This window comes from Limnospira sp. (genome assembly GCF_051859755.1).
In the GTDB taxonomy this organism is placed as follows: Bacteria; Cyanobacteriota; Cyanobacteriia; order Cyanobacteriales; family Microcoleaceae; genus Limnospira; species Limnospira fusiformis.
Map to the genome: position 1 here is coordinate 1 of NZ_JBIMLI010000041.1, position 17,451 is coordinate 17,451.

Annotated in this window: 19 protein-coding genes; 10 read left to right on the plus strand and 9 right to left on the minus strand. The window is 44.8% G+C overall.

Translation table 11 applies throughout. The features are described from left to right. From ACTIE0_RS09600 to ACTIE0_RS09620, 5 genes are all read right to left on the minus strand, one after another. On the minus strand, nt 1-481 hold a 481-nt coding region (locus tag ACTIE0_RS09600; RefSeq protein ID WP_439516888.1), incomplete at its 3' end, for a cation diffusion facilitator family transporter. 51 nt (nt 482-532) lie between these two features. Beyond that, nucleotides 533-1,993: a DASH family cryptochrome gene (locus tag ACTIE0_RS09605; protein WP_006621409.1), complete on the minus strand. Its 1,461-nt coding sequence runs from the start codon at nt 1,991-1,993 to the stop codon at nt 533-535. Between the two features lie 63 nt (nt 1,994-2,056). Continuing rightward, complete coding sequence (locus ACTIE0_RS09610) at nt 2,057-2,962, minus strand: succinate--CoA ligase subunit alpha (protein WP_006669086.1); 906 nt, start codon at nt 2,960-2,962, stop codon at nt 2,057-2,059. 98 nt (nt 2,963-3,060) lie between these two features. Continuing rightward, nucleotides 3,061-4,206, minus strand: a complete 1,146-nt coding sequence (locus ACTIE0_RS09615) for an ATP-grasp domain-containing protein (protein ID WP_006621407.1) — start codon at nt 4,204-4,206, stop codon at nt 3,061-3,063. Nucleotides 4,207-4,216: 10 nt separating this feature from the next. Beyond that, nucleotides 4,217-5,833: a glycosyltransferase family 2 protein gene (locus ACTIE0_RS09620; RefSeq protein WP_006621406.1), complete on the minus strand. Its 1,617-nt coding sequence runs from the start codon at nt 5,831-5,833 to the stop codon at nt 4,217-4,219. Nucleotides 5,834-6,268: 435 nt separating this feature from the next. Between ACTIE0_RS09620 and ACTIE0_RS09625 the strand changes: the two genes are divergently transcribed. The 4 genes from ACTIE0_RS09625 (at nt 6,269) to pirA (ending at nt 9,261) form a co-directional block, all read left to right on the plus strand. Further along, a complete protein-coding gene (locus ACTIE0_RS09625; RefSeq protein ID WP_006621405.1) occupies nt 6,269-7,282 on the plus strand; it encodes an RRXRR domain-containing protein in 1,014 nt (337 codons plus the stop codon). Between the two features lie 78 nt (nt 7,283-7,360). Continuing rightward, on the plus strand, nt 7,361-7,747 hold the full coding sequence (gene ebsA, locus ACTIE0_RS09630) for a type IV pilus biogenesis protein EbsA (protein ID WP_006621404.1): 387 nt from the start codon (nt 7,361-7,363) through the stop codon (nt 7,745-7,747). A 77-nt stretch (nt 7,748-7,824) separates the two neighbouring features. Beyond that, entirely contained in the window at nt 7,825-8,892 is a 1,068-nt protein-coding gene (locus ACTIE0_RS09635; RefSeq protein WP_006669083.1) for a phosphotransacetylase family protein, read from the plus strand. A gap of 216 nt (nt 8,893-9,108) precedes the next feature. After that, a complete protein-coding gene (gene pirA / locus ACTIE0_RS09640) occupies nt 9,109-9,261 on the plus strand; it encodes an arginine synthesis PII-interacting regulator PirA (protein WP_006669082.1) in 153 nt (50 codons plus the stop codon). Nucleotides 9,262-9,364: 103 nt separating this feature from the next. Here pirA and ACTIE0_RS09645 read toward each other — a convergent pair whose 3' ends face one another. The 4 genes from ACTIE0_RS09645 to gcvH form a co-directional block, all read right to left on the minus strand. Further along, nucleotides 9,365-9,703 carry a type II toxin-antitoxin system HicB family antitoxin gene (locus tag ACTIE0_RS09645; RefSeq protein ID WP_006621401.1) on the minus strand — a complete coding sequence of 113 codons (339 nt, stop codon included), beginning with the start codon at nt 9,701-9,703 and terminating at the stop codon, nt 9,365-9,367. Between the two features lie 161 nt (nt 9,704-9,864). Next, nucleotides 9,865-10,185, minus strand: coding sequence for a type II toxin-antitoxin system HicA family toxin (locus tag ACTIE0_RS09650; protein WP_006621400.1), 321 nt, complete (start codon nt 10,183-10,185; stop codon nt 9,865-9,867). Between the two features lie 179 nt (nt 10,186-10,364). Beyond that, nucleotides 10,365-11,132, minus strand: a complete 768-nt coding sequence (locus ACTIE0_RS09655; protein WP_006621399.1) for an RNA polymerase sigma factor SigF — start codon at nt 11,130-11,132, stop codon at nt 10,365-10,367. Between the two features lie 290 nt (nt 11,133-11,422). Further along, nucleotides 11,423-11,812, minus strand: a complete 390-nt coding sequence (gene gcvH, locus ACTIE0_RS09660) for a glycine cleavage system protein GcvH (protein WP_006621397.1) — start codon at nt 11,810-11,812, stop codon at nt 11,423-11,425. Nucleotides 11,813-11,830: 18 nt separating this feature from the next. Here gcvH and ACTIE0_RS09665 point away from each other — a divergent pair, with 18 nt between their 5' ends. The 6 genes from ACTIE0_RS09665 to ACTIE0_RS09690 all read left to right on the plus strand — a co-directional run bounded on the left by ACTIE0_RS09665 (nt 11,831) and on the right by ACTIE0_RS09690 (nt 17,090). Then, the gene (locus ACTIE0_RS09665) at nt 11,831-12,661 is read left to right on the plus strand and encodes an alpha/beta hydrolase (protein WP_006621396.1); all 831 of its coding nucleotides are present in this window, start codon (nt 11,831-11,833) and stop codon (nt 12,659-12,661) included. A 96-nt stretch (nt 12,662-12,757) separates the two neighbouring features. Further along, on the plus strand, nt 12,758-13,108 hold the full coding sequence (locus tag ACTIE0_RS09670) for an SH3 domain-containing protein (RefSeq protein ID WP_006621395.1): 351 nt from the start codon (nt 12,758-12,760) through the stop codon (nt 13,106-13,108). A gap of 149 nt (nt 13,109-13,257) precedes the next feature. Beyond that, the gene (locus ACTIE0_RS09675; RefSeq protein WP_006669079.1) at nt 13,258-13,686 is read left to right on the plus strand and encodes a hypothetical protein; all 429 of its coding nucleotides are present in this window, start codon (nt 13,258-13,260) and stop codon (nt 13,684-13,686) included. A gap of 60 nt (nt 13,687-13,746) precedes the next feature. Beyond that, nucleotides 13,747-14,874 (plus strand): cupin-like domain-containing protein, encoded by a 1,128-nt coding sequence (locus tag ACTIE0_RS09680; protein ID WP_006621393.1) that lies wholly within the window; start codon nt 13,747-13,749, stop codon nt 14,872-14,874. Between the two features lie 190 nt (nt 14,875-15,064). Next, nucleotides 15,065-15,883, plus strand: coding sequence for an ergothioneine biosynthesis protein EgtC (egtC, locus tag ACTIE0_RS09685; RefSeq protein WP_006621392.1), 819 nt, complete (start codon nt 15,065-15,067; stop codon nt 15,881-15,883). Next, complete coding sequence (locus ACTIE0_RS09690) at nt 15,828-17,090, plus strand: SUMF1/EgtB/PvdO family nonheme iron enzyme (RefSeq protein ID WP_006669078.1); 1,263 nt, start codon at nt 15,828-15,830, stop codon at nt 17,088-17,090. The genes egtC and ACTIE0_RS09690 overlap by 56 nt, the downstream gene beginning before the upstream one ends. Nucleotides 17,091-17,451: the final 361 nt, after the last annotated feature.

The window sequence follows — 17,451 nt, forward strand, 5'->3', positions numbered from 1 at the left end:
TATCAGCTAAGATATGAAGCAAAACCCCCCGCATATTCAGGTCCTGTTGACCATCTCGGTGCAACAGCATGATATTAAAGCCATTGACCCCCAAACCAATGATCGCAACTACCAACATAGGTAAACTCAAAATGGTTTCCGGGGGATTTTGTAGGTGTCGGATCGCCTCCAGACCAATGGCGATCGCCATTACCAAAAGTCCCACCCCATTCAACAAAGCCGCCCAGACCTCAATTCCCCGATAACGTCGCGCCACAGAAGCCGCTAAAATCGCTAAAGCGATCGCCAACCCATCCGCCGCCATGTGACCAGAGTCAGCCGTCAAAGCCATACTATGACTAACCCATCCCACCACCGCCTCTACCCCAGCAAAACCCAGGATCGAAATTAAAGCTATCCCCAACAGGCGCAACTTTTGGGGCGACTTGGAAAACCTCACCATTTCACAGCAATCACAACTCACCGACTGTATACCCTCCATTTTGACTTTTTTTTAATTCACACCAATCCCATAGTTATTTCAGGTCATTTGTCAGGATTTCTCATAAATCCGGCGATTAGCTTCTACCGACCTTTGCAGATCCACCATAGGATAGGGATAATCCACCCCCAAACGCATCCCAAACCTGATCTGTTCTTGATTAGATAAACGCCAGGGAGAGTGAACCTTACCATGAGGAATAGACGCTAATTCTGGTAGCCAATGTTTCACATAATCCCCCATCGGGTCATAATCCTGGGACTGTTTAGCTATATTAAAATAGCGAAATCCCCTGCCATCATTACCCACCCCCGCCGTATAATTCCAATTACCCCAATTACTACAGACATCATAATCAATCAGGAGAGACTCAAACCACTCCGCCCCCATTTGCCAATTTATGCCCAAATTCTTAGTTAAAAAACTCGCCACATTTTGCCGTCCTCGATTAGACATAAACCCCGTAGCAGCCAACTCTCGCATATTCGCATCTACCAGGGGAAACCCCGTCAGTCCATCACACCAACTCTGGAACTGTTGCCAATTTTCTCCCCAGGGAATTTTGACACCCTGTAAACCCGATTTATAGAACACCTTACGCCCATGTTTCAGACAAATAAACCGGAAATAATCCCGCCATAATAATTCAAAAACCAGCCAATAAGTGGAATCATTTTTAACTCGTTGTTGTTCATAATCGCACACCTGTTGATAAATCCATCGAGGAGATAGACAACCATTAGCTAACCAGGGAGAAAATTTCGACGAATAATCAGAGCCTAACATCCCATTACGAGTTTGTTTATAGTTTTTGAGACAATCTCGCTGCCAAAAATAATCATTTAATCTGGTTAAACCCGCCGTTTCTCCACCGACAAAATCCAAGACAGCCCGGCTATCAAAGGGTAATTTTGTGATACCAAGTTCCGCCAAAGTTGGGATTTCTCCTGGTTCAATATCTGGGAATGTCGGTAATTGCTTAGGGGGGGTATATGGCGGGTAAATAATTGATTTTTTCTCGACCTGTTTACGGAAGTTGGTAAAAAGTTCCGGTAGTTTTTCAATGGGAAAGGGTAATTCTTTGGGATGATATAATGTGGCTCCCCAGAAAGATTTTACCTCAACTCCCAGGGGGGTTAAGGCTTTCTCTAATGCCCTTTCTACTGCTAATTCTTCGGTGGTAACTTCTTTATGGTAATAAACCGCATCAATATTTAATTGTTTAACCAGGTCAAATATAACCGTTTCTGGCTCACCTATTCTTACTAATAAGTTACTACCAATTTTTTGCAAATTATGGCGTAAATCCGCGACACTTTCTAACAGAAATTTACCCCGAAATCCCCCCATTTTCGGGAAACCAAAGGAAGTTTTGGCAAACTGTCTGGGGTCGAAACAGTAGAGGGGGATAATTTGCGCTTGAGTGGAGGTAGCCAAATCTAGGGGTTCATGGTCATGTAACCGCAGATCATGCCGATACCATAGGATGATTTTTTGAGGATTAGCAGCCATTTAATTGCTAGTTAAAAGTTGACATTTTCTCCTATTATACATCATCCTAAAGCCGTTGGAGATTTACTTAGAGGCGCGATTTTTTTTAAGGCACTTTTTCAATAACTCAGGCAGGTGATAGGGACTAGAAGCCACGGGGATTTTAGCTTTTTCAAATACGGAAATTTTACTCTGAGCCGTCCCTGGGTGAAGGTCTTGGGTAAATCTGGAAGTGATAATTGTACTAGCATGACTAATCAATTGAGCTTTAGGAGTATGGAGACCGGTAATATAAGCTACCACGGGTTTATCAATAGTTTCGGCAATATAAGAGGCTGCTTCTTCTTCACTAGAGCCGCCAACTTCTCCCACCAAAACAATGGCATCTGTATGGTCATCTTCATCTAAAATCTGGAGCCATTGAATAAAGGAGGAACCGACAATTAAATCACTACCAATACAGACACTAATAGACTGCCCCAATTTGGCATCAGTCAAGGCTTGAGCGACTTCATAAGTGAGGGTGCTACTGCGACTAATTAAGCCAATAGAACCGGGGGTATAAAATTGAGGAGGATGGGTTCCCAATAATAGTTTACCGGGGACAATAATACCAGGACAATTAGGACCGACAACTAAAGTTTCGGTGGCTTCCGCCTTTCTGACCAAACGCACCATATCGAGGGGTGGCATTCCTTCAGTAACAATTACAAGCTGTCTAATTCCGGCATCAATAGCCTCTAATGCCGCATCAAGAACGTCATAAGGGTGAACCAAAATGACGCTAGTATCTACAGGTCCTACGGCGGCTTGAGCCTGTTCTACTAGGTCAAAAAATGGGATTTCATGGATGATATCCCCACCTCTTCCGGCGCTGACACAGGCGACGATATTAGTGCTATATGCTTTCATATTGAGGGCTGCCTTTAGGGAAGGTTCAGAATCCCTCAACCCCTGAATAATGACTTTACTATCTGGAGTTAAATTCATATTTTTTCAAGCTATAATTAATCAGAAACCATGCAGCTATGTCCGGGCGGGTTCAGTAAACAGCCTCTATCTACAGGAGATTATTTCTGAACCCTTACCTACCGAGATAAAGCGACGGTTCGTTTAACCGCATCATCGAAATTTGCCACAATTTCCACAGGTAAATCAGCAAATTTAGCTAGGTTACTCTCTGGTTCAGTGACTTGCAAACGTAGGACAAAATGCGGGAGAGTATTGCTCTGATTTTGGCGCTGTAAAAAGTTGGCGATCGCCTCAGCCAGTTGATCAGTAGTAGTCTGGTGTCCCAGCCAGTTAATCATCACGACTTTAATGCGATCGGATGCCATGACCAATGTTAGTCCCTCATAGAAATTCTGCAACAGTGTTTCGGTCAGGTCAAAATGATCTTCTCCTCCCAAGTTGAAGAAATTAGCAGGTTTTCCCTTAGTTGCTATAATCTGATCTAGGGTAGTCATAGTTAAAGCAGCCCCATTGCAGATGATACCAATATTGCCATCAAGTTCGACAAAATTGGGTTGATTAGTGGGTAAATCCGTTGGCTCAATTGCGCTAGTATCTGAACATTGTTCATTAACCAACAGAACTAAATCCGGGTGTCTCTCCAAAGCCTGATTATTAGCGACCACCTTCCCATCAAGAGCCATTAACTCGCCCGTGGAACTAATCCCCAGGGGGTTAATTTCCACCAAATCTAAGTCTTTCTCGACAAATAGCCGATACATTTTCTCCAAAATGTTACTGACAGATAGGACATGGTGTTCTTGTAATCCCATTTTCACCGTCAGACGGCGAGCATAAAAAGGGGAAAATTCCTGATCTACGACGACCTTTTGAATATGGAACATGGTAGCCTCAACGTTAACTCCCCCCTGCACAGACCCCAATAATAGGGGGCGGCGAGTCACCGGATCAAGAATCACCGCCAGATATACTTCTTGATCGGCATCATATTTAGCTTCAGCCAGTAGGACTTGGGGATATTCATCTTGAATAGCCAGATTAAAAATACATTGAGCCGCAGCCACTGCATCAATGGTATTTTCCACAAACTTGATACCACCAGCTTTTCCCCGTCCCCCAGCCCGAACTTGGGATTTGAGAACCACAGGATAGGGGATGGTTAATCCTTTGAGGTCATGAGCAAAATCAATTCTCTGGGAAGGCAATACGGGAATTGCCATCTGACGAAATAGGGTTTTAGCTTGGTACTCTAGCAAATCCATGGGTGGTTCCTCATTGATGGTTTAGGGTTCCTTGATGAACCGTCTTCACCCATTTCAGGCGTTTGGGACGCACACTGATCCGGGCCGTGGCACTGGCAACGACAATGAACCAATGAAACATATACACGGTACCACGCAGGGTTTGGAACAATGTCGTCATGTAGGAAAGTGGGGGATAATATTTGCCTAATGACTCGGTAGCCGCTTGGCGATCGCCATCTGTGGTTAAGTTATCAGGTGAATTAGTTTTCTGGGATGGCATATTTCCACGGCTAACAGTACGCCGCAAGCCGATAAACATTCCGATCAGCGACAGACTAACTGCTAATAGAGTCAGGGGGCTGGTAATGGGGGGGCGACGGAGAATCAATGACATGAATAAATCGGGAATGGCAGCCATGGGTAAGATGTACTGGGTAATCAAAAACCCGAATAAATCAAAGGTTTTGCCAACTCCCATACGGTTAGCGATGATGAATTTCCCATAGTCGAGATATCTTTGATATCCTCCCTCAGCCCAACGGTTCCGCTGATGCCAGAGGGCGACCCAATTGGTAACTCCTTCTTCAAAGACGACGGAAGTATCCAGAAATTCGATATCCCAATGGTCTAAGTGCAGACGAATGGTTAAATCGAGATCATCGGTAATGGTTTGTTCACACCATCCGCCACAGCTTTCGAGGGCGGCGCGACGAATAAACTCCCCATTTCCCCGCAGTTCCCCAATACCGCCCACAGCTACTCGCTGTTTCTGGAAAAAGGCATCTAAAGCCATCTCTGAGGCTTGACAACGGGTTAAAAAGTTGAAGTTGCTATTGGCGATCGCCTTTTGGAGTTGAACGGCTCCCACTTGTTCCGCCTGAAATTTGGGAATCACCTGTTGTAGCAGATCTGAGTCCACAGTAGCATCGGCATCAAAAACCCCTAGTATTTTACCACGGGTGAGGGGTAGGGCTTGATTGAGTGCGCCCGATTTGCCACCAGTGGCGTTTTCGTCTCGGTGCAGAATGTGCAGTTGTTGATACTCTTTGGCTAATTCCTGGAGAACTATGGGAGTGCGATCGCTACTATTATCATCAATCACCCACAGTTCATAGCAATGACTAGGATAGTTGAGAGCGCAGAGATTCTTGACTAAATTGCCAATCACAGCCTCTTCATTTTTAGCAGCCACCAGTAGGGAGACAAAGGGCAATTCTTCTGGCCTATGTTCCGGGTTAATATCTAACCCACGGTGGCCAGCCCACACAATGCGGATAGCTTGAATTACTAATAACCCAGTTAATCCCAGAATTAACCAATATCCCCAGGAAATCAAGTGCCCGATAATCATCAGACTCCAAATCAGGCTTAGGGCGATCGCTGCTTTGCCTCGCCGATTCTGATAACATTCTGGGGGGATATTAAGTTTATTAGCTTGCTCAGGTTTCTGGGGTTGAGACCCCCCCCATCCCCGCCGACGGGAAAGAAGACGAAAACGCCTAATCCCCGGAGGGAATCTATAATTTTGACTATTGGAGTCTGTAACTCCCGAATCACGATGGTTATGGTGCATATCAAATAACTCCGTTGCACCTCTACTGGTTTGATGTTGACGCTGACGGTTCAGCCAAGATTTCTCTGGCATTGATAAATTTGACTTCAATTGTTCTCTATCATTGTGCAGTATTTCACCTTTTTGCAGCCATTGATCCAAGAATTTGCTCCCCACGGAATAATTGCCAGACCAGGTGGTTGGCCCGATGGGGTGGGACAACGCTCATAACCAATTCCCCTTAACCTCTACCCCCTTAACCTCTATACCGAGTTTCCCAGAACCGCTAAGATGGAGTGATACAATGAGCAGGAATTTAATTGTCATGTACCCCGCTCTAAAGAGACGGGGCTTGAATAAGCTCAAGCCATAGAGCAAGTTCAGGTTAAACACGAGGACTAGACTACGCCACAAGGCAAACTGAACGACTTAGCGCGTGGCAGCGCAACCAACACTAGAGACACTTCTCTAATCCCTAGTCCCTTGAGTCGTCAGCGTCGAAGAGATGTACATTAACGGCTTACCGCCATGCAATCTGTACCAGTTGTCGATATAAATCAGCGTCCACTAATGCCCACGACCTTGAACCGAGCAATTCGGTGGAACAAGTCAGGCAAAGCAACCTTGTTCTACAAGAAAGGCGTACTGTGTGCCCGTCTGAATGTAGAGCCATCATCACGATTCACTCAACCTCTTGCGGTTGGGATGGCTCCAGGTTCAAAGCGTGAAGGCTTTACGGTGAAGTCAAGAACGAGAACCTATCTCAATATCCAGGCTCATGCAGTGGATTGGGTCAAGAATGCCGTCGAAGCGAAGCGCAATGCTCGGAGAGCGCGAAGATACCGTAATACTCCTTGCCGGAAGAATTGCCCAAATCGTAAGCGAGGCGGAATCCCACCTAGCACGAAAGCGCGATGGCAATGGAAATTACGAATCTGTCACTGGCTCACCAAGTTATTCCCGGTTACTGCCTTTGTTGTCGAAGACATCAAAGCGCGGACGTTCAAGAACTGTGGCCAGTGGAATGTTTTATTCAGTCCGATGGAAGTGGGCAAGAAGTGGTTCTACTCAGAGCTAGAGCGAATTGCAATTCTTCACACTCTGAAGGGACACGAAACCGCAGAACTTCGGAATCAGTTAGGACTCAAGAAATCAAAGCAGAAGCTTTCAGATAAGTTTTCTGCTCACTGTGTTGATAGTTGGGTCTTAGCAAACTGGTACACCGAAGGGCACGAGCAACCCGATAACAACGAACTGATGGTAGTGATTCCGCTCCGATTTCACCGTAGACAGTTGCATCGATTTCAACCCAGTAAAGGCGGAACTCGTTCACCTTATGGTGGGACGATTTCAGAAGGGTTTAAGCGAGGTGGAATCGCCAAGCATCCCAAATATGGCATTGTCTACATCGGCGGTGCGTCGAAAGGGCGAGTGAGTCTACATTCTCTGGAAACAGGTAAGCGATTGTGCCCAAACGCGAAGCCTTCAGATATCAAGTTCTTGTCATTCAATTCATGGAGATTTCAATATGCTGCAAGCTAGTAGGCGGCTAAAGCCGCACGAGTCACTTTTCCTCCCAGGTCTAAAGACACTGGGTTTCCAAGCTCCCGGAGGTTTCTGATGAGTGATTCGGCTGCTATTCTCAAAGACCTCAAACAGGCTGAAAAACGGGACTTGGTGGTTTATCTACCCTATTATGATGAAAAGAGACGGCGATATTTGCCTTGGTCTATGAGCCTCTACCAACACAAGAGTTTGGAGGGGGCACGGAAAATCGAGGGGGGTGAGGATATTCCTTTTGTGGCCACCTGGAATACTTCTATGCTTCCGGCTGACCTTACTCGATGTCGGGTGATGTTTGAGCATAATGCTGATCTAACTTATGAAGTGATGATGCCCAATTATGAGTTTATGAAGCACTTGATTCAGGTGGTCTACAGTTTCAAGCATCATCATGTGATTGATTTTTCCCAGGAATTTTATAAAAAATTGCTACACATGGAATGAAATAGATACACTCACGTTGACTGTGCGTTAAGCGTGTCAAAATTAAATCTGATTTGATAAGTTTAGGAGTTACTGGTGTGGCTAAACTCGTTAAGTATGTATTAATTGGATCAATTGAGCCTTCTAGTGGTAAGTCTGCTGTCACCCTCGGTTTAGTGCCTCAGTTGCGGAATCTGGGGTTTGATATTGCTTACGGGAAACCTTTGGGAACTGATTTTGATGATGATTGTGATCATCAAGTTGATGCTGATTGTGACTTTATTGCTCAGACTTTGGGGCTTTCGGAAGTTTATATGCGATCGCCTATTTTAATGCTTGATCAGGTAACAATTGATAAACATCTATATCATCAAGATCTAAATTATTATCACCAGGCTTTGACTCACTATCTCCAGCAAATTGCTGGGAATTTGGTGTTGCTTGAGGGTCCCGGAACTTTACAGGAGGGGAGTCTTTTTAATTTATCTGTACCCCGCATGGCTGAGGTTTTGGATACGGCGGTTATGTTGGTGGTTCGTTGTCACTCCCATAGTCTCTTGGATGAGGTACTATCGGCGAAAGAACGTTTGGGCGATCGCTTAATCGCAATTGTGCTTAATGATGTCACCGACCAACAGGTTGCTAAGGTCGAAACTCAGATTAAGCCTTTTCTGGAAAATGCGGGGATTCCGGTTTTGGGTATCCTTCCTAGAAATGCGCTGCTTCGTAGTGTCACGGTGCGCGAGTTGGTGGCGCAGCTTGAAGCCCAGGTGGTTTGTGGTCACGAACGTTTGGATTTGATTGTGGAAACTCTCAGTGTGGGGGCGATGAATGTTAGTTCCGCCATGAAGTATTTTAGCCAATCACATAATATGGCGGTGGTGACAGGCGGCGATCGCACTGATATTCAAATGGCCGCTTTGGAACAGTCTACCCATTGCTTGATTCTCACCGGTCAACTTCCCCCAGCTCAAATTGTGATTACCCGCGCTGAAGAGTTGGAGATTCCCATTTTGTGTGTTGACCTCGATACTCTCACCACCGTGGAAAGCATCGATCGCGCTTTTGGTCGCGTCCGTATCCATGATCGGGTTAAGGTTGACTGTATGACCCAAATTATGGCGGAAAAATTCGATACTACCCGATTGCTCCAACTGCTTCAATAGCACACTATCCGGCGATCGTCCAGCCGTAACCCAGTCCCATCGCCTCTTGCCCGTCACCGATAACCACCCTCATACATTTTGCCAGTTCAAAAACTGTGTCCTAGGTTACGAAACATTAAATTTTTCGGGAGGCGATCGCTGATTCTCCGTTGAATAGAGATATAATAATAGAGGAGGCAGGATTAAACCATAAACTTGACATCAAAACCGCTTATCATGAACAAAGATTTTAGAAAAGAAGTCAACCAGCTATCCCAAACCCATCGCGCTAACATCCAAAAACGTCTGGAATATAGACTTGAGGTAGCTAGAGCCAAGGGAGATGAAAATTTAGTCCGAATGCTTGAAGCTGAAATGCGCCAAATGTAGCAACCTTGAACCCCTGAATGGATCATCAAAATCCCTCTCTGGCCCCCTCTCACTCTGGGAGAGAGCCGGGAGAGGGTTTCCGCTATCTGATCAAAAACTTCCATTAGTTCTGGAAAGTACGATTAGCTGCATCTTTTATAACCTCTTCCATCCAAGCATTAATGCTTTTTCCCGCAGAAGCCGCCGCCAGAAAAATTTTTCGGTGTAGATCCGGTGTCGTCCGAAACGGCAATTTTCCAGAGAAAGGCTTATCAGGTTTTTCCCCTAACTCTTCGCAAAACTCCAGATAATCATCAACCGAGTCACGAAAGGCTTGACTCGCTTCCTCAACAGTTTTTCCCTGAAAAGTAATCGTATCCCTAATATCCAAGACGCGACCAAACAGGATGCCGTTTTCTATATCAACTTCAATTTGACCACTGTAACCCTTATATGTCAGCATATTTCCCTCAGTTCTTGACCGTCTAAATGGTAAAATTAAGTTTCTAGGATAATCTGTAGAATTCTGTGGCACGATCCGGCAATGGCTGGACTGGTTAGTATATTTTGGAGTCACTTTGGGTAGGGGTAACATTGCTCGTTACCCCCTTTCTAATAGATATCTTAGTCAGACATGGGGGCAACTCCCGCGTTTTCTAAAAATTCCCGGACGCTTTTAACAGCACCCTTACCCATCTCTTTTTCCGGGTGTGGTTCGTGAAAAACAGCTTTGACACCGTTCAAGGCCACCCGTACCCGAGATCCTCTCCCTTCGCGGGCGATCGCGCCCAGCGCTATAAACAGACTTTCAACATCAGTCCAGACAATATCTGACCGAACCGGGTTTGTGTAAATTGCCTTAAAAGTGCGACGATGTTTCCCATTTAACCCACCTACCACTTGGAGTTCTCGATATTGATTAGTCTTTGGAGGAAGTGTCTGCATTATCACCGATGTTGATAACAGTTAATTGATATCATTAACTGATATCAGTTGTCAAGGGGTACGCTGAGAAAACCGCAAAACCACCATTCCCCATTGACGAAAAAAGCCCGGTACGCAATGGATCGGGCTTTTGTGAATTATTTGGGGCTACCTATGCAGGCTACCTATACAGAATCGGATCAGCCATTCATCATGGTTTTGAGCAGGCTTAAACCCCGTTTAACTCGCCGAGAGACTGTAACCGCACTAATTCCCAATTTTTCCGCTGTTTCTTTTTGGGTGAGGTCATAGAGAAACACAAACTCTAAAACTTTGCGAGTCCCGTCTTCTAAATGTCCCAGTGCTTGCTGGAGACGAATTTGATCTTCTTGGGCTAGTTGGAAACTGCGGTAACGAGTATCTGGAACTAAATCACCAAGGCTGGTTGATCCTTCTTCTTCGTCCTGAATGGGGGCGTCTAAACTCAACAGAGATCTATTTTGGGAAGCAAGTTTAACCTGGTTCCATTCCTCTACAGAAATTTCTAGGGCTGAGGCTATTTCCGCATCGGTCGGCTTGCGTCCCAACTTGACTTGTAAATCTTGAATACATGGGGTGGCTTTACGCAGTAGAGTTAGCCACTGACGGGGAACTCGGACGGAGGGACTCTTATCACGCAAATAGTGCTGAATTTCCCCGCGAATGTAGGGAATAGCAAAGGAGCTAAAGGCATGACCTTTAGACATATCAAACCTTTCTATGGCTCTAATCAAGCCAATACAGCCCACCTGTAACAAATCATCATAGCTTTCCGTACATTGGTTGAGCCAGTGGTGGACTTCTTTACGGACCAATCCAATGTTGATTTGGACAAGTTGATTACGGACACTGTTAGACGGGGAGTGCTGGTACTCGCGCAGCAACTCCAGGCTTTCAGATTTGAGTTGGTTACTAACTGTGGTCTGCATGGCGAGATCCTGAATTAGGTTAAAGCAGGGGTATAGGTTGGGCTGTATTGATTATAACCCAGTTAGAACTAAATGGCAAGCGAAAACCGTTTTCAATGTCGCAGTTTTCAGAAACCAAATCCTAGGGATTGATCTGGCATGACTTACGCAAAGGCGATCGCCATAGCCACAGCATAGACAATGAAAACTCATGCTAATGTTCTATTTGATAGGGCAGTCTAAATCCAAATGGGAAAAATTGCAAGTTCTGCCCCGCAGTCTTAGACTAGGTAGGTAGGTTTTTGGCAGATTCATTCCCCTTCGACTAAGGCCCTATATTCATCAGCAGATAGGGCATCATCAAGGTCTGATTCATCGCCTATGCGGACTTTCAGCAGCCAGCCTTCTCCATAGGGGTCATCGGCTAATTCTTCCGGTGCTTCTACGATCGCATCATTACGTTCCACAACTGTACCACTAACGGGAGCCTTGAGTTCCTCAACGGCTTTGACCGATTCCACATTACCAAAGGTTTCGCCTTTCTCTAAGGCATCATTGACATCGGGCAATTCTAAGAACACAATATCACCTAATTGGTCAACGGCGAAGGCGCTAATACCAATGGTAGCAATTTCGCCATCAAGACGCACATACTCGTGGCTATCTAAATATTTGAGGTCGTCGGGAAATTCCATGGTCATTTATGGTCCTCATCATCTATGAATAATGCCAAAATCAAAAAATGGGTTATTGGAGACTTTTCTCTGCGCCGGATAGTTACTTCAATCTTGGCGATTTATATAATAGTGGGTGTTTGGGCATATTTTAAAAGCGATCGCCTGATTTTTTTGCCTCGTCCCCCCAGTTATGAGAAAACCCAGGATCTCACTTTCCTGACGACCGCTGACGGAGTACCCATTGCTGCTTTGTATCTTCCCAATCCCACCGCTAAGTATACCATTCTCTACAGCCACGGTAATGCTGAAGATTTGGGGGATATTCGGTCTCGCCTGGAAAATCTACGGGATATCGGTTTTTCTGTATTCGCCTATGACTATCCCGGTTATGGGCTTAGTGGCGCCACACCCTCGGTGGCGGGCGCTTATCAAGCCATAGAAGCCGCTTATTACCATCTTACCCAAGTTTTACAGGTTCCCCCTGAGCGTATTATTGTCTACGGGCGATCGGTCGGTAGTGGTCCCTCAACCCACCTGGCGGCGCGGGAATTAGTGGGGGGGTTGGTGATTGAAAGTGGTTTTATTAGTACATTCCGGGTGGTAACGCGGATTCCTATTTTTCCTTTTGACCGTTTCCCCAATTTGGCTAATCTTCAAAATGTCGAGGTTCCGGTTTTGATTATACATGGCGATCGCGATCGGGTGATTCCCTTTGACCACGGACAGAGGCTTTATTATGGTTTTGACGGCCCGAGAATGTCTCTCTGGGTTGAGGGGGCTGGTCATAATGATTTGCTGGAGGTCGCTGGCGATCGCTATGGGTCAACCTTGCTCAAATTTGCCGAAATGTTATCCAAAAAATCAGATGATTAATTTGGGGAGATTTGATTTATAATTCAGATGTTCAGTTTTGAATCCTTTTCCAGGTGCATTTACCGCTTCATTAACCTACAGAAGGAGTGTTGAACCATGAGTAAATGGCGGCGGATTGGAATAGGATTATTATTTTTAGGGGTTGTTTCTCTGCTGACTATTAGCCATAGTGTGGCGGTAGCCAGAGAGTCGATTTGGCAAAGGTATCGGGATGAAAGCAGTAGCCAGACACAAGCAGATCAGAGGTCAATCGCCCGCGTCTGTATTGTCGCTGATCCGACTGATACTCCCCTGAATGTTCGGGCTACCCCTCGTGGTAGAATTATTGGCAGTCTCCCGGATGGTGTTGAGGTGGAAGTGTGGGAACGATCGCCTGATGGTAAGTGGGTTTATATCTATACCCCTGTCATGGAAGGATATGTTTGGGAAAATTACCTAAAATGCTAGTTTCCAGATAATCCCTAACAGGTAAGGGCAACTATTTATGGTTGCCCGCCTGAATAGTTACCTTAATCTATAATTGATCACAACTTCCCAGGCTGGCTGTGTCTTACTGGCTGTCTGGGTCGGTCTGGCTTTGGAAATAGATCTAAACTATGGAAAATCCCTCATCTCCAATAATCCCACCAGCGTGGATAGCTGGTATCATTTGGATGGTCGCAGGTATGGGTTTATTAGCGATCGGTGCAATTCTATGGTTTCACCTGCCCTATCTGCTATTCTTAGATGAATGGCACGCTTTATGGGCGATGGTTTCCCTGACTATCGGATTATTTACGGGTCAAGTCCTGTTCGATCGCCTAGTTGACTGGATCAGAGAACCTCAAACCGATACGCTCCATCCTATTTTAGCACGATTTGGATGGATTACCTTAGCTATTCTGTCCATGGCGATCGCGATCGGTTTCACCATGAAATTAATAGGGTGGGGAAACGCCATGATTGGTTTGCTTAACCTCAGCTTTGGCATAGCTTTTCTGTGGAGTAGTCGTCAATTTTGGCGATTTGATACCACTAATAATTAATCCTAAAAATCCCGACAAAATTGATAGATAAATTCCACCCTTGCAACTCCATATAAAGTGATGAATCAACCGGAAATTAAACAAATTACCTTACCTCCCCTTAATATCACCATACACGCCGACCAAAAAGTTAGCTTAGAGTGGCTGCATCAACAGCCTCTTCCCGTCAATAATCAACCCCCATTACCCAAATTATCTGACCATTGGCAACAGTGGATAGCCGTCAATAAACTCCTGGAATTTCCCGATCATGTTTTAGTCGAGAAAATGGTAGAACAAGGCATCGACGTAAAACTAGCTTTAGAGGCAGTTAACCAAGCCACCAATCACCCATATTTACAAGCCGGAAAGCAGTTTGTGCAACTCTTGCAAAAAGTCGAGTCAATGCTGACCATTCAGAGTCAATTAGCGTCTCTCTCAGAAGCATCTCCAAGCATTGACCGCAAACCCTGGGTATCTCGGTCGGAATTTTTGGAGAGTTACTATTCCCGAAATACCCCCTTAATTTTAACTGATATTCTCACAAACTGGCGGGCATTAGAATTATGGACTCCAGAATATCTTAAACAGAATTATGGACAAGCCATGGTCGAAATTCAAGCAGGAAGAGAAGCCGACCCCGACTATGAAATCAACCTACAGCGCCATCAAAAAACTGTGCGATTTGCTGATTATATTGATTGGGTTGTTTCCGGTAAACAAACCAACGACTACTATATGGTCGCTAATAATAGAAACTTAGACCGTCCTGAATTCAAAGGATTGTTAAATGACCTGGAAATATTCACAGAGTATTTAGACCCGACACAAACATCAGGTTGTATCTTCTTTTGGTATGGACCCGCCGGAACTGTTACCCCCTTGCATCACGACCCAGTGAATTTATTATTAGCCCAAGTTTCTGGTCGTAAATTGATCAGAATGATTCCTCCCTATCAAGTACCTTTTTTGTATAACCATATAGGAGTTTTCAGCGAAGTAGATTTAGAAAATCCTGACTATCGAAAATATCCATTATTTCAAAAGGTGAGACCCATTGAATTTATTTTAGAACCCGGAGAGGTAATTTTTATTCCCGTGGGTTGGTGGCATCATGTTCGGTCTTTAGAACCCAGTATCTCCGTTTCTATGACCAACTTTGTGTTCCCCAATACATACGAATGGAAATATCCACAAGTCAAGCGATAGACAATGACAATTAGTATGGTATACTTGACTGGTGATGTCGAATTATGCTATAATCAAAGGATTGGTTTTTGTCTTGGTATGGGGAAGCATTAATCAGGCTGTTAATCAGTCTAATTAGTGAACAATGAAAGCTGACAGCATCACCTAATCTCTGGTTTAATTTGTACTGGTTATCCTTGAATTATTAACTATGTGTCGTTTACTGGGCTATATCGGATATCCGATTCAACTTGAACAAATTTTGTGCAAGCCTGAACATTCCTTAATTGTGCAAAGTTACCAACCCAAGGAAATGCGGGAAGCCTTGCTAAATGCCGATGGTTTTGGGATTGGTTGGTATCATCCCACCGCCGACACCGAACCCTATCGCTATCGTAATATTCAGCCAATTTGGAGTGATTTAAACTTAACTCCTCTCAGCCGCTATATTGAGTCAGGGCAAATTTTAGCTTATGTTCGCAGCGCCACTCCTGGTCAAGCCGTCAACTTGAATAACTGTCAACCTTTCCAGTCAGGAAAACTGATGTTTATCCATAATGGTTATATTCAGGATTTCCGAGAAACTCTATATAAACCCATTCGCGATCGCCTCACAGATACAAGCTATCGTTCCATAGAAGGAAACACCGACTCAGAGCATTTATTTGCCCTGTTTAAAGATAGCCTACAAAGTCAAGGAATAGCTGGCATAATATCCGCCTTAGAACAAACATTATATACCATTAACAAAATCGCCCATACAATGCAGGTGCGAGTTCTGGCTAATATGATTATTTGTGATGGAAAGCAAATCGTAGCTTCCCGCTATGCTGTAGCAGGTATTCCTCCCAGTCTTTACTGGTTAAAGAATCATCCCAACTTCCCAGAATCAGTTATCATTGCTTCGGAACCTTTATTTCCAGGAAAGTGGCATCTTTGCCCAGAACAAAGTATAATTAGCGTCGGAGAAGATTGTGATATCCATATCCACCCCCTCACTCAAACAGACCATTTATCACGCCCTGCATGAATGCCGTCTCGGCACCTTAAAACTCATTGAAAGAATTGATCGAGAAACCCTCTGTGCCCAGCCTCACCCAGACTTTAGCCCTGTAGGTTGGCATTTAGGGCATATAGCCTTTACCGAAGCCTATTGGCTATTAGAAGAATGTGCCGGCCATCAACCATTATATCCAGAATATAGGCAACTTTTCACCGCTGATGGTCTCCCCAAAAATCAACGAGTTCAGCTTCCTTCCCTAGAGTTTATTTTAGAGTATTTATCCTTGGTGAGAACCCAAGTTATCAAATACTTAGAAACCGCACCGATAGAAACACAGGAAAGGCTATGGCGGTTTATTGTCCAACATGAATCGCAACACGGAGAAACCATCGCCATAGTCCTACAATTATATAGATTTGAGGTACAAAACAGCAATTATTCCCTATTTTCTGATGTCCCTATGTTGTCAGTTTCCGAGGTCGAAATACCCGCCGGACAGTTGACCATGGGAAATCAAGCCATTGACGCAATGGATAATGAACGCCGCCTTCATAGTTGTTATTTAGATCAATATTGGATTGATACTTACCCCGTCACCTGCGGTCAATATCGCCAATTTATCGAGGCGGGAGGCTATCATAAAGCTAAATGGTGGTCTAATGATGGTTGGGAGTGGCTTAAACATAACCATTACCAACAACCTCTTTATTGGACTGATAACCCTAGTTTAGATAATCACCCCGTTTGTGGTGTGAGTTGGTATGAAGCCGAAGCCTATTGTAATTTTGTCGGGAAGAGACTTCCCACAGAAGCCGAGTGGGAAAAAGCCGCTAGTTGGGATAGGGAAGCTGGAAAAAAACGCACTTATCCCTGGGGCGAAGAACCCCCTACACCGGAAAATTGTAACTGTAACTCCCTGGGAAAAAATATTACTAATCAACCCCTAACTACTCCCGTAGATAGGTATTATTCAGGAGTTAGCGCCGCTGGAGTTTATGATTTATTGGGTAATGTGTGGGAGTGGACTAGCAGTAATTTTATGGGTTATGAAGGATTTGAGTTTTATCCCTATCGTGGTTATTCTGAAACTTATTTTGATAACCAACATAAAGTTTTGCGCGGTGGTAGTTGGATAACTCGTCCCTGGGCTATGCGTTGCAGTTTTCGCAATTGGTATTATCCCCATGTCCGCGAAATTTTTGCCGGGTTTCGTTGCGCCAGAAGCAATAATTGATAATTAATAATTAATAATTAATAATTAATAATTGGGTAGGGGCGGGTTCCGCCGTCAATTGGGTGATTAATGGCGGTCTAAATAAACCCGCCCCCAACCATGTATAATGGCAATGTAGGGGCGGGTTCCGCCGTCAATTTGGTATTCAACGAAGGTCTAAATAAACCCGCCCCCAACCATCGTGAATTGTGGTGATTAATGGCGGTCTAAATAAACCCGCCCCCAACCATGTATAATGGCAATGTAGGGGCGGGTTCCGCCGTCAATTTGGTATTCAACGAAGGTCTAAATAAACCCGCCCCCAACCATCGTGAATTGTGGTGATTAATGGCGGTCTAAATAAACCCGCCCCCAACCATCG